Raw genomic sequence first — 15,687 nt, forward strand, 5'->3', positions numbered from 1 at the left:
ATAAAATATGTAAATGCAACAACATTAAATGTAAGAAGTGGACCAAGTACAACTTATAGCATAATAGATACATTAAAGCAAAATGATGAAGTAAAAGTTATATCAATAGAAAATAATTGGGCAAAAATAAAACACAATGATGAGATAGGATATGTTTCAGCAGAATATCTAAGTGATAAAAAAGTTGAAACTATACAAATAAAATATGTAAATGCAACAACATTAAACGTAAGAAGTGGACCTGATACTACTTATGAAATATTAACGACTTATAAATATGGACAAGAAGTGAAAGTAGTTAATATATCAGAAGATAAAGAATGGGCAAAAATTAAATACAATGATGAATACGCTTATGTATCTAATAAATACTTAGTTGATAAGCTAGAAGCAGATTCAGAAAATAACGATTCCAATACAGGAAGCATTACAGGTACATTTGAAAATGTAAATTGTTCATTCTCGACTATGGTGGATTATGAATATAAATTATCTCTACAAGGATTTAATAAGATAAGAGCAAATTTATCAACTAATTATTCAAATTCATCAGCTTATGTAAAAGCTACTAGAGAAGATTTAAGTAAATATCTAAACCCTGAGACATTTAGTACAAATGCTACAGGAAAACTTCAATTTTTAAGAATAGATAAGTATCGTGAGGGAATAACTGCAAGTGAATTAAATCAATTCTTCTCAAAATACTGTAAATCAAATAGCGTATTTTTAAATAAAGGACAAGCCTTTATAGATGCGGCTAAAAAATATAATTTAGATGTAACTTATTTAGTAGCAGCATCTATGGTTGAAACTGGATATGGTTCGTCTACTCTTGCTCAAGGAGTTTATGTAACTACACCTTCAGGTGAACAGGTAAAAGTTTATAACTTCTTTGGGATATCTGCATTTGATGGAACAGCTGTACCGTCAGCTGCCAATTATGCATATCAAAAGGGATGGACTTCAATTGATAAAACTATAGAAGGTTCAGCACAATGGATAGCAGGAAACTATATACATAACAGCAAATACAAACAAAATACTTTATATAAAATGAGATGGAGTTACAATACAGGCCATCAATATGCAACAGATGTAAACTGGGCTAATTCAATAGGACGTGTAATGAATAACATAGTACCTTATTACGATGGAAATGCTCGTTTAGAGTACTTAATACCTAAATATAAATAAAAAGTAATTTAAAATTCGGGGCGTTAAATAAACACAAAATAAAAAGGAAGATCTACTTTATGAGATCTTCCTTTTTGATTTAGAAGAAATTTATCAAAATCTAACATAGAGATTTTATATTATTTTCAATTACGATATTTTTTAGATTACCATAGTTATATGTTGCTAAGGCATACTCCTTCATTTTTTCAAAAATATATTGTTCAAGTTCGCTTTCAAAATCTAAAATAGTTTTTCCTATATTCCATGCATTTATTTCTCTAGCAATACTATTCTTTTTAAATTTTATAATACAATCTTCAAGTTCTAATGGTAAATTTTTTTTATAATAATATTCATCTTCCAAATCAATATTATATTTTTTTATAGTTTCAGCTATTGAAGTTATGATTTTAATAGAATGAGATTTTATATTTGATAAATCTGGGTCCAAAATATGCCCTATTTCATGGCATAGGGCTACCTTTCCTATGGAATATATATTTTGCTTTGTGATAAGAATATTTTTAGTATTAAACGAATTTATAAATAGATAGAAATTATAGCAAAATGATAAAAATCCTTTTTGAGAAATAATAACTATACCTAGTTTAGGAAGAGAACAAATAGGAATATTGTATTTTTTATAATAAAGTATATGAACTAATTTTTTATCTACATCCATCTCAGATAAAGACTTTGTAAAAATTTTTTTACCTTTTAATTCTTCATAATAAATAGGTATCTTTCTTAAATCATATATATTTGAGCAAGTCATAGCATACCTCCAAATATAAGTCCTTATTTATATAATATTAAAAAGTTTCAAAAAAGAGCTAATCCACGAAAAAAAATATAAATTATTTTAAAAAATTCAAGACCTTAAAACCTAACCCAAAATATGATATAATTTTACTTTAAAAAGAATAGAAAATTGAGATGAAAGGAGATGTCATAAATGGATAGTATAAAAGACTATTTAAAGAAATTAGAAATCAAAAATGATTTTTTATATAAAAAGTTGAGTGATGTACTTGTTACAAAAGTAGTATATTATAAAGAAAATAAGATTTTTTATATATATTTATCATCTAAAGAAATTATTTCTTATGACATTTTATCATCACTTAGAGAAGCTTTACTAGAAGAATTAGATTATTTTTCTGATATAAGAATTAAAATGAGATATAACGGACTATCTCGTAAATCTAATAAAGATATAGTTAAGAAAAATTGGGATAATATATTACACATATTAAAAGACTTATCACCTGCTATAGAAGGATGGAAACATAATGTAGAGTATATGTGTATAGACGATACTTTAAAAATAAAAATACCAAAGTCTATGATATACGATAGTTTAAAATCTAAAAACTGTGAATATATAATTAGACATGTATTTTTAGAAGAGTTTTCTATAGATTTAAAAGTAATTTTAGAAAAAGCTGTAGATGAAAAGGTAGATATTAAAAAGATTCTCGAAAAAATGGATAAAGAGATGGAAGAAAAAGTTAGAGAAATGCAAATTTCATCTCCGAAAAAAGTAAAAGATGATGAAGAAGATAAATACGTTATAAAAGAAGAAGTAGAAGATGAAAATATAATCTACGGTGAAAATGTCAATGCACTATTTGAACATATTTGCGATATAAATAAAAATTCAAAGACTGTTTGTATAACTGGAGAGATATTTAACATTGAGATAAAAGAATTAAAAAATGGGAAAATACTGCTTATAGCTGATATAACTGATAATACAAGTTCAATCAGTTGTAAATTATTCTTAAACGACTTAAATCAAGATAAAGTATTAAGTAAAATAAGTGAAGGAAGTTATGTAAGGATTAAAGGAGATGTAATTTACGATATCTTCAAAAGAGAACTTACAATGACGATAAGTGGTATAAGATTAGAAGAAAAGAAACCTAGAGTAGATACTAGCGACAAAAAACGTGTAGAGCTTCATGCTCACACTCAAATGTCTTCTATGGATGCACTATGCAATACTAAAAAACTTGTAAAACAAGCTGCTACATGGGGGCATAAAGCCATAGCTATAACCGACCATGGTGTAGTTCAAGCTTTCCCAGAGGCAATGGATGCAGGAAAGGCCAATGGAATAAAAATCTTATATGGTGTAGAAGGATATTTAGTAGAAGATAATGCACCAATTATTAGAGATGCAAATGACAAAGATCTATCTCAGACATTTGTAGTATTCGACTTAGAAACTACAGGCTTCTCAAATAAAAATGATAAAATAACAGAAATCGGAGCAGTAAAAGTTAAAAACTTTGAAATAGTAGATAGATTTAATGAACTTATAAATCCAGAAAAAGATATATCTTATAAAGTTCAAGAATTAACAGGTATAACTAATGATTTAATAAAAGATAAACCTACAATAGAAGAAATTTTACCTAGGTTTATGGAGTTTGTAGGAGATAGTGTGTTAGTTGCACATAATGCAGAGTTCGATATAGGATTTATAAACCAAAAATGTAAGGAGATGAATATAGAATTTAAAAATAAGAGTGTAGATACTCTTATGCTTGCTAGAATCCTTCTTCCACATTTAAAGCGTTTTAAATTAAACAACCTTACAAAAGAACTTGGTGTACCACTTCACAACCACCATAGAGCTGTAGATGATGCTGCGGCAACTGCACAAATATTTATTAAATTTTTAGATATGCTTGAGAAAAAGGGCGCTAAAAAACTAAGTGATGTAAATGAAGTGCTAGGTGGTATAGATTACACTAAATTAAAAACAAAACATATTACATTAATTGCTCAAAATTTAGCTGGTATTAAGAATTTATATAAAATAGTATCTGATGCCCATGTAAATCATTTTTATAGAGCACCTAGAATATTAAAAAGTGTACTTTTAGAACATAAAGAAGGTATTATAGTAGGTTCGGCTTGTGAAGCTGGAGAAGTGTTCCAAGCTGTTAAACAAAATAAAAATGACGATGAAATAAAAGAAATAATAGACTTATACGATTATATAGAAGTAATGCCGATTGACAATAATCGATTTATGATTAGAAATGGCGAAGTAAAAGACGAAGATGAACTTAGAGATTTAAATAGAAGAATGATTGAAGTGGCTAAGAAATTTAATAAAATTCCAGTAGCTACAGGTGATGTTCACTTTATAGAAAAACACGAAGCTGTATTTAGACGAGTTCTTAAATATGCTCAAGGGTTTGGAGTAGATGATGAAGAAACTTATCTACATTTTAGAACTACAGATGAAATGTTAGAAGAATTTAAGTATTTAGGTGAAGAACTGGCATATGAAGTTGTAGTTGAAAATTCAAATAAAGTTGCAGATATGGTTGAGGACTTTTTACCAATACCAAATGAAACATTCCCTCCAGTAATAGAAGGTTCTGATACAGAGCTTAGGGAGATGTGCTATAACAAAGCAACTAGGATTTATGGAGATCCGCTTCCAGACGTTGTTAAGAAAAGACTAGATAGAGAACTAAACTCTATAATAAGCAATGGATATGCTGTTATGTATATTATCGCACAAAAGCTAGTTACAAAATCATTAGCAGATGGATATCTAGTTGGGTCTAGGGGATCTGTTGGTTCATCACTTGCTGCGACAATGAGTGATATAACAGAAGTTAATCCACTTCCGGCTCATTATATTTGTGAAAATGAAGATTGTAAATATTCATATTTCTATGCAGTTGGGGAATGGGGCTCAGGAGTAGACTTACCAGATAAAGATTGTCCTAAATGTGGACGAAAATTAAAAAAAGACGGACACGATATACCTTTTGAAGTTTTCTTAGGATTTGAAGGAGATAAAGAGCCAGATATAGACCTTAACTTCTCTGGTAGTTACCAACCTGTAATACACAAATATACAGAAGAGCTATTCGGTGAAGGTCATGTATATAGAGCGGGAACTATAGGTACAGTAGCAGATAAGACTGCATATGGATATGCTAAAAAATACGTAGAAGAAAACGACTTAGATGTAACTGGAGCAGAAGTTTTAAGACTTGCAAAAGGATGCACAGGAGTCAAGAGAACATCAGGACAACATCCAGGCGGAGTTATGGTTATACCAAATTATAAAGAAGTATACGATATTACACCTATACAATACCCAGCAAATGACGTGAATTGTGGCGTTATAACAACGCACTTCGATTATCACTCTATAAGTGGTAGGATATTAAAACTAGATATACTAGGTCACGACGTTCCGACCATAATAAGAATGATAGAAGATATTACAGGTCTTGATGCAACTACTATACCTCTTGATGATAAGGAGACTATGTCTATATTTACATCAACAGAGGCATTAGATGTAACACCAGAGGAAATAAACTGTCCAATAGGTTCTTTAGCTATACCAGAATTCGGTACATCTTTCGTTAGACAGATGCTTCTTGATACGAAACCAACTACATTTGCAGAACTTGTGCGTATATCTGGGCTTTCACATGGTACTGACGTTTGGCTAAATAATGCACAGGATTTAGTTGTGGATAAAATCGTTGAATTTAAAGACGTTATATCTACGCGTGACGATATAATGAACTACTTACTATTTAAAGGACTTCCACCTAAGATGGCGTTTACAATAATGGAAAATGTAAGAAAAGGTAAAGGACTAAAGCCTGAATTTATAGAGGAGATGAATAAACATGATGTGCCACAGTGGTATATTGATTCATGTCAAAAGATAAAATACATGTTCCCTAAAGCCCATGCAGTTGCATATGTAATGATGTCGTTTAGACTTGCATATTATAAAGTTCACTATCCTGCAGCTTTTTATGCAACATATTTCACGACTAAAGCACAGGATTTTGATGCAGATTTAATCGTAAAAGGGTTAGACAGCATAAAACAAAAGATACAAGAAATCCACGAGCTTGGAAATGATGCAACTGCAAAAGACAAAACAATGCTTACTGTACTTGAAGTTGCACTAGAGATGTATGCTAGAAAAATAAAAATAATACCAGTTGATATTTATAAATCAGATGCAACTAAATTTATAGTAGTGGATGATACTACAATACTGCCACCTATGATAGCTCTACAAGGGGTTGGTGAAAATGCAGCTATTAATATTCAAAATGAAAGAGAGAACGGAGAATTTATTTCAAAAGAAGATTTGAGAAAGAGAACAAAGATATCTAAAACAGTAGTTGAGACTCTTTCTAATCATGGTTCATTAAACAATATGAGTGAAAAAAATCAATTATCATTATTTTAAATAAAAATATGAATTTTAGGGGCTTGACATAATTTTGTGAAAAAAGATAAAATATGTGTACAAGATTTAAAAAATATTGTAAAATATATAGAGTTGAAAACACATTTATTTATAAAGTCTTGTAAATAAAAAAAATTTATGTTATAGTAATAGAAAAATAGTATATGCAGAAGATAAGAGTGAGGCAATTGTTCTCACTCTTTTATTTTAAATATGTTATAATACAACTGAATAGGAGGCAAGGCACACATGAAAAAGAACATAGAATCTACAATAGAAGCATTAGTACAACCAATTGTCGATGCTAAAAACATAGAAATAGTAGATATTGAGTACGTAAAAGAAGCTGGACAATTTTATCTAAGAATTTACCTTGAAAAAGAAGGTGGAATAAGCTTAGATGACTGTGCAGATGTATCAAGAGAATTAAATCCAATATTAGATGAAAAAGACCCAATAAAAGACAACTACTTCTTAGAAGTATGTTCACCAGGTCTTGATAGACCACTTAAAAAAGATAAAGACTTTGAAAGATATGCAGGAAGAGATGTAGAAGTTAAATTATACAAACCTTTAAATGGTACAAAACAACTTGAAGGAGAACTTGTAGGTTTAACTGAAGACAAAAAAATCAAAGTAATAATAGATGACAATGAAGTTGAGTTTGATAAAAAAGACGTTGCAGTAATCAAACTAGCTATCAAATTTTAGTGATAACATTAATTAGGGAGGAATAAACAATGAATCACGAATTTATGGAAGCGTTAGACGAATTAGAAAAAGACAGAGGGATCGACAAAGAAGTTATAATAGACACAATAGAACAAGCACTTTTAACTGCTTATAAAAAGAACTTTGGATCTGCTCAAAATGTTAGAGTATCAGTAGATAGAGAAGGTGGAGAAGTTAGAGTTTACTCTCAAAGAAGAGTAGTTGATGAGTCAGACTTATACGATACTTTCTTAGAAATAGAATTAGCAGATGCTATAAAAATAGACCCAAGTTATCAATTAGGAGACATAATAGAAAACGAAGTAACTCCTAAAGATTTCGGTAGAATAGCAGCTCAAACAGCTAAACAAGTAGTTGTTCAAAGAATAAGAGAAGCTGAAAGAGAAATAGTATACAACGAATTTATCGAAAAAGAAAGCGAAATAGTTACAGGAGAAATAGCTAGAGCTACTTCAAAAACTGTTTATGTTAACGTAGGTAAAATAGAAGCTTCTATGCCAGAAAACGAACAAATACCTGGTGAAGAGTATAAAGCTGGACAAAAAATAAAAGTATATATATTAGAAGTTAAAAAGACTAATAAAGGACCTCAAATAGTAGTATCAAGAAGTCATCCAGGTCTTGTTAAGAGATTATTTGAAATGCAAGTAGTAGAAATATTCGAAGGTTTAGTTCAAATAAAATCAGTATCAAGAGAAGCTGGTTCAAGAACTAAAATAGCAGTTCAATCAATAGACGAAAAAATAGATCCAATCGGAGCATGTGTTGGACCTAAAGGTACTAGAGTTAAAGCTGTAGTAGATGAATTAGGCGGAGAAAAAATAGACATAATAAACTACAGTGATGATCCAGCTGAATTCATATCAGCATCACTTAGTCCATCAAAAGTTGAAAAAGTTGAAATAAACGAAGAAGAAAAAACAGCTTTAGTAGTAGTTCCTGATTATCAATTATCTTTAGCAATTGGTAAATCTGGTCAAAATGCAAGACTTGCAGCAAAACTTACTAACTGGAAAATAGATATAAAAAGCGTATCTCAAATGAAAGAAGAAATGGAAGCTCAAGAAGCTTTAGAAAGCACAGATTTTGTTGAAGAAGATATAGAATTACCAGTTCAAGATATAGAGTTAGATTCTGAAAATATAGACTTAGACCAAGAATAATAAGTCTAATATAGTTAAAGGAGGGATGGCTTTGAAAAAAGTAAAAAAAATACCTCAAAGAAAATGCATAGTATGTCAAGATAGAGACTCTAAAAAAGAGCTTATGAGAATTGTTAAAAACAAAGAAGGCGAAATATTTTTAGATCCATCTGGTAGGGCAAACGGTAGAGGTGCCTATATATGTAAAGACACTGAATGTCTTAAAAAAGCAATAAAAACAAAGGCTTTAAATAGAGCTTTTAAAGTAGAAGTTTCTGATGAAGTATATGAAAAATTATTAGCGGAGTTAGAATCTTATGATAAATAATAAACAAAAAATTTATTCTTATATAGGTCTAGCTATGAGAGCTGGGCAAGTAGTATCAGGAGACGACACTACATTAAAAGAATTAAAAAAAGGAAAGATAAGTTTAGTAATTGTGGCAGATGATGCTTCAGAAAATACTAAAAAATTATTTAAAGATAAATCATCTTATAGAAAAATAAACCAAATCTACTTTTCAACAAAAGTAGAGCTTGGTTTAGCTATAGGAAAATCACCAAGAGCAGTTATTGGAATAAAAGATAAATCTTTAGCTTCAAAGATAACTGAACTTATGCAATAAAAAATTTAATAGGGGGTGATCTTGTGGCAAATACAAGAATAAACCAAATCGCAAAAGAGGCAAAAGTCTCAAATAAAGAAGTTATAGCTAAGTTAGCTGAATTAGGAATAGAAATAGAAGACGAAAATACAGAAATAGATGAAGATGATGCTCAATTAGTATTAGATTTATTAAGAGAAGAAAATGGAGAAACAATCAGCATAGATGGACCTTTAACAGTTCAAAACTTAGCTGATGCTATAGGAAAATCAGTTTCAGAAGTAATAATGGAACTTATGAAAATGGGAACTATGGCTACAATAAACCAAGAAGTTACTTTTGAAGTAGCATCATTATTAGCACAAAAAAATGGATTTAATTTAGTTGTTGCAGGAAATGATGAAGATGCAGAAGAAGAAATAGAAAAATTAATGCAAATTCAAGAAGATAAAGAAGAAGATTTACAACCTAGGCCACCAGTAGTAACAGTAATGGGACACGTTGACCACGGTAAAACATCATTACTTGATGCTATAAGAAATACTCGTGTAACATCAAGCGAAGCAGGTGGAATAACTCAACATATAGGTGCATCTGAAGTATCTATAAACGGACAAAAAATAGTATTCTTAGATACACCAGGACACGAAGCTTTCACATCTATGAGAGCTAGAGGTGCTCAAGTTACAGATATAGCAATATTAGTAGTTGCAGCAGATGATGGTATAATGCCTCAAACAATAGAAGCTATAAACCATGCTAATGCAGCAGGTGTACCACTAATAGTAGCAATAAATAAAATAGATAAACCAGGTGCAAATCCAGACAAAGTTAAAAAAGAATTAGCTGACGAAGGATTATTAGTAGAAGACTGGGGTGGATCAGTAATATCTGTAGAAGTTTCTGCTAAGAAAAACGAAAATATAGACACATTATTAGAAATGGTTCTATTAGTTGCAGAAATGGAAGAATTAAGAGCTAATCCTAATAAAAGAGCTGTAGGTACAGTAATAGAAGCTCAACTTGATAAAGCAAGAGGTCCTGTTGCTACAGTATTAGTTCAAGGTGGAACATTAAAAGTTGGAGATCCTATAGTTGCTGGTGTAGCTGCTGGTAAAGTAAGAGCTATGATAAACGCTAAAGGAAAAAGAGTTAAACAAGCTGGTCCATCGACTGCAGTAGAAATATTAGGTCTATCTGAAGTACCACAAGGTGGAGATCAATTTGTTGCTGTTCCAACTGATAAAATAGCAAGAAGTGTTTCTGAAAAGAGACAATTAATACAAAGAGAAGAAATGCTTAAATCTTCTCAAAGAATGTCACTTGACGATTTATTCAACCAAATGAATGAAGGTCAAGTAAAAGACTTAAATGTAGTAATAAAAGCAGACGTTCAAGGTTCTGTTCAAGCTGTAAAACAATCACTTGAAAAATTATCAACTGAAGAAGTTAACGTAAGAGTAATCCACGGTGGTGTTGGTGCAATAAATGAATCAGACGTATTATTAGCTGCTGCATCAAACGCTATAATAATAGGATTTAACGTAAGACCAGTATCTGGTGCTGAATCTTTAGCTGATAAAGAAGGTGTTGACATAAGAACATACACAATAATTTACAAAGCTATAGAAGATATACAAGCTGCTATGAGCGGTTTACTAGACCCAGAATTAAGAGATGAAGATACAGGAAAAGCTGAAATAAGAGAAGTATACAAAATTTCAGGTGTTGGAGCTGTTGCAGGATGCTACGTAACAAGTGGTAAAATATATAGAAACTGCAAAGTTAGAATAGTTAGAGATGGTATTATAATTCAAGAATGTGAATTATTAGCTCTTAAGAGATTCAAAGACGACGTAAAAGAAGTAAATAGTGGTTATGAATGTGGTATGAGCTTTGTTAATTACAATGACATAAAAGTAGGCGATATAGTAGAAGCTTACGTTCAAAAGGAAGTAAAAAGAGAACTATAATTAACAAAAGAGGTTGATATAATGGCATCAAATAATAGAACACGCAGAATAGCAGAAGAAATTAGAAAAATAGTAAGCACAATGCTTATTAATGGAATAAAAGATCCAAGAATAAATTCTTTAGTTAGTGTAACTGATGTTGAAGTTACAAGTGACTTAAGTTATGCATATGTTTATGTAAGTATATTAGGTGGAGATGAAGAATCTACACTTGAAGGCTTAAAAAGTGCATGTGGATATATAAGAAGAGAAGTTGGAAAAAGCATAAAAATAAGACATACTCCAGAGATTATATTCAAAATAGATGATTCTTTATTAAAAGGAATGTACATGGACGAATTAATAAAGAAAGTAAACAATGGATATAAAGATTCATCAGAAGAAAACGAAAAAGATGGTGAATAACATGTATGAAAACATGGACAAAATAATTAATTGTATTGATGAGGGTAACTATTTTATAGTTACCTCTCATGTAAATCCAGATGGAGATAATATAGGTTCTACTTTATCTATGTATTATTATTTAAAATCTATAAATAAAGAAGTGTACTATGTTTTAGATGATGATACTCCTATTAACTTAAAATTTTTATTAAAAGACATAGAAATTTTAAGTTCTGAGGAGTTCATTAAATTAAATTTAAACGAATTTAATTTAATTTCTTTAGACTGTGGTGATTTAGATAGAATATGTATAGATAAAACTTTAATAGAAAACTCTAAAAAGTTAATATGTATAGACCACCATGCAAGCAATGATAATTATGGTGATATAAATTATGTAGTACCTGAAGCATCTTCGACTTGTGAACTTGTATATAATTTATTTAAGAGAATAAATGAAACTCAAAATACACAAGTTATAGATAAAAAAATTGCAACTGCACTATATACAGGTGTAGTAACAGATACAGGTAAATTTACTTATTCAAATACTCACCCTAGTACTTTTGATATGGCAAAAGACCTTTTAATATTAGGAGCTGAGACAAATAAAGTTATCTGTGAAGTTTATGGCAATAATCCTTATAATTATTATAAATTATTGGGAGAAGCACTAAATACATTAGATATAATAGATACTAAGATTGCTGTTATAACATTGACTCAAGATATGTTAACTAGAAACAATATAAGCTTTAAAGATACTGATGGTATTACGCCTTATTGTAGAGATATCGAAAATGTCGAAGTAGGAATTTTAGTAAAAGAAAAATCTTCAAATGAAATAAAAATAAGTCTTAGATCTAAAAATTATGTTGACGTAAGCCATATTGCAAAAGTATTTAATGGCGGAGGTCACATAAGAGCTGCTGGATTAACTGTATTTAATGAAACTATAGAAAATGCAACTAAGATGGTAGTAGCTGAGACTTTAAAATATATTTAAGGATGATATAATGAATAAAATTATTAATATTTTAAAGCCAACAGGAATGACATCTCATGACGTAGTAAGTTGCGTTAGAAGAACATTAAATATGAAAAAAGTTGGCCATACAGGAACATTAGATCCAGATGCAGCAGGAGTACTTCCTATATGTTTAGGAAGGGCGACTAAAGTAAGTGAGCTTATCTTAAATAAAGATAAGTCTTATATTTGTGAATTGACATTAGGAATAGAAACTGACACATACGATTCATCAGGGACTATTTTATATAGAAATGACGATTTAAACATAGAAGAGTCAAAAATAAGAGAAGCCTTTAAATCACAAGAAGGTGAGATAGAACAACTTCCCCCTGTATATTCAGCATTAAAGATAAATGGACAAAAAATGTGTGATTTAGCTAGAAAAGGGAAGGCAGATTCAATAGACATAAAACCAAGAAAAGTAAATATTAAAAAAATAGACATTTTAAATATATCTCAAAATAAAATAACTTTTTATGTAGAATGTTCAAAGGGAACTTATGTAAGAAGTATATGTCATGATATAGGAGAGTATTTAAATTGTGGAGGACATATGTCTTTCTTACTTAGAACTTCATCAGGAAGATTCAATCTAGAAAATTCGATAACTCTAGAAGAATTAGAACAACTAAAAGAAAATGGATGTCTAGAAGAACATCTATACGATATAGATTATGTTTTAAATAACCTTCAAAGAGCAGAATTAAATCCTAGTGCAAAAAAATATTACATCAATGGTGGAGCTATTGATTCAAGAAGATTTGCTATAAAAAAATCAAAAGACAACAATAATGACGACAATCTTGTCAGAGTTTATTGTGAAGATATTTTTGTAGGTGTAGGAAAAATCATAAAAGATAATAACACTATGATGTTAAAAAGTGATAAACTCTTTATATAGTAAATAATATTTCGGTGGGGAAAAGATAATGAGAATTATAACATCTTTAGAAGAATTGGAACAAATAAATAAAAGTGTTGTCACGATTGGCAAGTTTGACGGTCTTCACAAGGGACATAAAGTTCTTATAGAAAAGACTGTTCAGTATGCTAAAAAAAATAACATGAAAAGTGTAGTATTTACCTTTTCAAATCATCCAGCCAATTTTTTTGAACGTGAAAAGGTAAGAAAAATTATTACTAATAAAGATAAAATAACTACTATGAAAAACTTAGGGGTTGATATTGTCATAAATCTTCCATTTGATGAATATATGACAAAGATATCGGCTATAGATTTTGTAGAAAATATTTTAGTAAAAAAATTAAATGCAAAAAAAATATATGTGGGTCATGATTTTACCTTTGCAAGAAATAAAGAAGGAGATGCGATTTTATTGAAGGCATTAGGCGGAGAATATGATTTCGATGTAGAAATAGTAAAACCAATAAAAATAAATAATATAAGAGTTAGTAGCACATATATAAGAAATTTACTGGCTCAGGGTAAAGTTGAAAATGTAAAGGAATATTTAGGACATAATTATATCGTAGAAGGTAAAGTTATTGGAGGAAAACAATTAGGTAGAACTATAGGATTTCCAACAGCAAACCTAAAATTCAAAGAAAATTTGATACTGCCTAGACCGGGAATATACGCTACAAAAGTTTATATTAAGGATAAAGTTTATATGGGTGCTACAAATATAGGATTCAATCCGACTGTGAGAGTAGAAAAATTATCAATTGAAACTCATATATTAGAATTTAGTCAAGATATTTATGGTGAAACTATAAAAATCGAATTTTTGGAAAGACTTAGAGATGAAAAGAAATTTGACTCTCTAGATGGATTAAAAGAACAACTAAAAAAAGATACAAAAAAAATATATGAAAAGTATATTTGCAAAAGTAATTAACTTATGATAAAATAGACAAGGAAGTTAACCATTACTCGGGATTTGAATACTCCAATCAATGCTTAGTAAATGGCGCTTATTAAAAAAATAAACGGAGGTACATCAAAAGATGAACAAACAAGATATAATCAAAGAATTCGGAAGAAAAGAAGGAGATACTGGTTCTCCAGAAGTACAAATAGCTTTATTAACAGCTAGAATAAATGAACTAAACGACCACTTAAGAGTTCACAAAAAAGACCACCATTCAAGAAGAGGACTTTTAAAAATGGTTGGTAGAAGAAGAAACTTATTAGCTTACCTAAAAGAAAAAGACCTTGAAGGTTACAGAGCTTTAATAGCTAAATTAGGTTTAAGAAAATAGTTTTATTACTTTTGACTAAAAAGCAGGTATACGTAAATACTTGCTTTTTTTGTATTTAAGATACTAGGAATGGATATGATAAAGATATAATAAATTTAAGCAAGGGGGCTTAGATCATGAAAATAAAACTGATTTATGACAGTATGTGTGATATTCCAGAAGAAATAAACAATAAAGAGTTTGTAGAAATGATACCCTTGACAATAAACATTGACGGTAAGGAGTATAAAGACGGAATAGATTTCACAAAAGAAGAATTTTATAATATTTTAAATAATAGCAATAGTTTACCGAAGACATCCCAAGTTACTTACATCGATTTTAAAGAAAAATTCGAAAAGTATACAAAAGAAGGCTATGATGTTATATGTATAACAGGCTCTTCAAAGGCCTCAGGTACATATCAAAGTGCTAATTTGGCAAAAGCTGATGTTGAAGGGAATATATATATTTTTGATAGTTTATTTCTATCATTAGGAAGTGGACAATATATTATAAAAGCGAGCCACTTAATTGAAGAAGGGGATTTAAGTGCTAGTGAAATAGTTGAAGAATTAGAAAAGTTAAGAGCTAGTGTGAATTTACTATTTGTTCCTTTTACTCTTGAATATTTAAAACAAAGTGGTAGATTACCAAGTGTAGTTTCTTTTGTTGGAAATATGCTTAGCATAAAGCCTATATGCTCAATGCAAGATGGAAAGAATAAAATAGTCTCAAAAGTGAGGGGGACTAAGCAAATCGCTTCAAAACTTGTAGATATGATTTTAGAATTAAATAATGGACAATTAGAAGATAAAATTGTAACTATAGGTTATGGATCAAATGAAGTTGATTTTAAAAAATTACAAGAAGAAGTATCAAAAAGAATAAATGCTAAGAAAGTTTATATAACAAGAGGAGGATCTTGTATTTGTTCTCATACAGGACCAGAAATTTTAGCTATAAGTTCTTCTTATTAAACATATATAAATACATAACAAAACTAAGCCTTATTGTTTATAAGAGATAAATAGTTTATTTATATACATATTAAATAAACTACAAAAATATTTCAAAATATATTTCAAAATAATGACGATTTAATATTTAAAACTAAAAAAGTTTGTAGTATACATTTTTAAAATAAAGACTTTTTTATTTGTAATATTTTTGATAATATATT

At 29.5% G+C, this 15,687-nt stretch carries 14 protein-coding genes; 13 read left to right on the forward strand and 1 reads right to left on the reverse strand.

The window, feature by feature from the left end:
* Positions 1 to 1,194 (forward strand): SH3 domain-containing protein (locus ABCM86_RS08960; protein WP_343003867.1); only part of this gene is annotated, 1,194 nt, incomplete at its 5' end.
* Positions 1,195 to 1,294: 100 nt separating this feature from the next.
* Here ABCM86_RS08960 and ABCM86_RS08965 read toward each other — a convergent pair.
* Positions 1,295 to 1,951: a hypothetical protein gene (locus ABCM86_RS08965; RefSeq protein WP_343003869.1), complete on the reverse strand. Its 657-nt coding sequence runs from the start codon at positions 1,949 to 1,951 to the stop codon at positions 1,295 to 1,297.
* A gap of 180 nt (positions 1,952 to 2,131) precedes the next feature.
* Between ABCM86_RS08965 and ABCM86_RS08970 the strand changes: the two genes are divergently transcribed.
* The 12 genes from ABCM86_RS08970 (at position 2,132) to ABCM86_RS09025 (ending at position 15,484) form a co-directional block, all read left to right on the forward strand.
* A complete protein-coding gene (locus ABCM86_RS08970; protein WP_343003870.1) occupies positions 2,132 to 6,433 on the forward strand; it encodes a PolC-type DNA polymerase III in 4,302 nt (1,433 codons plus the stop codon).
* 249 nt (positions 6,434 to 6,682) lie between these two features.
* Complete coding sequence (gene rimP / locus ABCM86_RS08975) at positions 6,683 to 7,144, forward strand: ribosome maturation factor RimP (protein WP_195930222.1); 462 nt, start codon at positions 6,683 to 6,685, stop codon at positions 7,142 to 7,144.
* Between the two features lie 29 nt (positions 7,145 to 7,173).
* Entirely contained in the window at positions 7,174 to 8,328 is a 1,155-nt protein-coding gene (gene nusA / locus ABCM86_RS08980) for a transcription termination factor NusA (protein WP_195930223.1), read from the forward strand.
* Positions 8,329 to 8,353: 25 nt separating this feature from the next.
* On the forward strand, positions 8,354 to 8,635 hold the full coding sequence (locus tag ABCM86_RS08985) for a YlxR family protein (protein ID WP_195930224.1): 282 nt from the start codon (positions 8,354 to 8,356) through the stop codon (positions 8,633 to 8,635).
* Positions 8,625 to 8,933: a ribosomal L7Ae/L30e/S12e/Gadd45 family protein gene (locus ABCM86_RS08990; protein WP_195930225.1), complete on the forward strand. Its 309-nt coding sequence runs from the start codon at positions 8,625 to 8,627 to the stop codon at positions 8,931 to 8,933. Before ABCM86_RS08985 ends, ABCM86_RS08990 begins: the two co-directional genes overlap by 11 nt.
* A gap of 23 nt (positions 8,934 to 8,956) precedes the next feature.
* Positions 8,957 to 10,885, forward strand: a complete 1,929-nt coding sequence (infB, locus tag ABCM86_RS08995) for a translation initiation factor IF-2 (protein ID WP_195930226.1) — start codon at positions 8,957 to 8,959, stop codon at positions 10,883 to 10,885.
* A 21-nt stretch (positions 10,886 to 10,906) separates the two neighbouring features.
* Complete coding sequence (rbfA, locus tag ABCM86_RS09000; RefSeq protein WP_195930227.1) at positions 10,907 to 11,290, forward strand: 30S ribosome-binding factor RbfA; 384 nt, start codon at positions 10,907 to 10,909, stop codon at positions 11,288 to 11,290.
* On the forward strand, positions 11,280 to 12,278 hold the full coding sequence (locus tag ABCM86_RS09005; protein ID WP_295762802.1) for a bifunctional oligoribonuclease/PAP phosphatase NrnA: 999 nt from the start codon (positions 11,280 to 11,282) through the stop codon (positions 12,276 to 12,278). Before rbfA ends, ABCM86_RS09005 begins: the two co-directional genes overlap by 11 nt.
* Before the next feature lie 10 nt (positions 12,279 to 12,288).
* Entirely contained in the window at positions 12,289 to 13,203 is a 915-nt protein-coding gene (gene truB, locus ABCM86_RS09010; RefSeq protein ID WP_295572682.1) for a tRNA pseudouridine(55) synthase TruB, read from the forward strand.
* 28 nt (positions 13,204 to 13,231) lie between these two features.
* Positions 13,232 to 14,161, forward strand: a complete 930-nt coding sequence (locus ABCM86_RS09015) for a bifunctional riboflavin kinase/FAD synthetase (protein WP_295572685.1) — start codon at positions 13,232 to 13,234, stop codon at positions 14,159 to 14,161.
* A 109-nt stretch (positions 14,162 to 14,270) separates the two neighbouring features.
* A complete protein-coding gene (rpsO, locus tag ABCM86_RS09020; protein ID WP_195930230.1) occupies positions 14,271 to 14,525 on the forward strand; it encodes a 30S ribosomal protein S15 in 255 nt (84 codons plus the stop codon).
* Between the two features lie 116 nt (positions 14,526 to 14,641).
* Entirely contained in the window at positions 14,642 to 15,484 is an 843-nt protein-coding gene (locus ABCM86_RS09025) for a DegV family protein (protein ID WP_195930231.1), read from the forward strand.
* Positions 15,485 to 15,687 lie beyond the last annotated feature (203 nt).

The sequence above is a fragment of the Clostridium sp. 2218st1_F5_2218SCRN_220325 genome (assembly GCF_039062665.1).
Classification (GTDB): Bacteria; Bacillota; Clostridia; order Peptostreptococcales; family Peptostreptococcaceae; genus Intestinibacter.

What these genes read in the sequence shown, in the direction of transcription:
- ABCM86_RS08990 (WP_195930225.1), top strand. Translation starts at nt 8,625, where the DNA reads ATGATAAATAATAAACAAAAAATTTATTCTTATATAGGTCTAGCTATG.
- ABCM86_RS09025 (WP_195930231.1), top strand. Translation starts at nt 14,642, where the DNA reads ATGAAAATAAAACTGATTTATGACAGTATGTGTGATATTCCAGAAGAA.
- ABCM86_RS08965 (WP_343003869.1), bottom strand. Translation starts at nt 1,951, where the DNA reads ATGACTTGCTCAAATATATATGATTTAAGAAAGATACCTATTTATTAT.
- nusA (WP_195930223.1), top strand. Translation starts at nt 7,174, where the DNA reads ATGAATCACGAATTTATGGAAGCGTTAGACGAATTAGAAAAAGACAGA.
- ABCM86_RS09015 (WP_295572685.1), top strand. Translation starts at nt 13,232, where the DNA reads ATGAGAATTATAACATCTTTAGAAGAATTGGAACAAATAAATAAAAGT.
- rimP (WP_195930222.1), top strand. Translation starts at nt 6,683, where the DNA reads ATGAAAAAGAACATAGAATCTACAATAGAAGCATTAGTACAACCAATT.
- rbfA (WP_195930227.1), top strand. Translation starts at nt 10,907, where the DNA reads ATGGCATCAAATAATAGAACACGCAGAATAGCAGAAGAAATTAGAAAA.
- ABCM86_RS09005 (WP_295762802.1), top strand. Translation starts at nt 11,280, where the DNA reads ATGGTGAATAACATGTATGAAAACATGGACAAAATAATTAATTGTATT.
- ABCM86_RS08985 (WP_195930224.1), top strand. Translation starts at nt 8,354, where the DNA reads ATGGCTTTGAAAAAAGTAAAAAAAATACCTCAAAGAAAATGCATAGTA.
- rpsO (WP_195930230.1), top strand. Translation starts at nt 14,271, where the DNA reads ATGAACAAACAAGATATAATCAAAGAATTCGGAAGAAAAGAAGGAGAT.
- ABCM86_RS08970 (WP_343003870.1), top strand. Translation starts at nt 2,132, where the DNA reads ATGGATAGTATAAAAGACTATTTAAAGAAATTAGAAATCAAAAATGAT.
- truB (WP_295572682.1), top strand. Translation starts at nt 12,289, where the DNA reads ATGAATAAAATTATTAATATTTTAAAGCCAACAGGAATGACATCTCAT.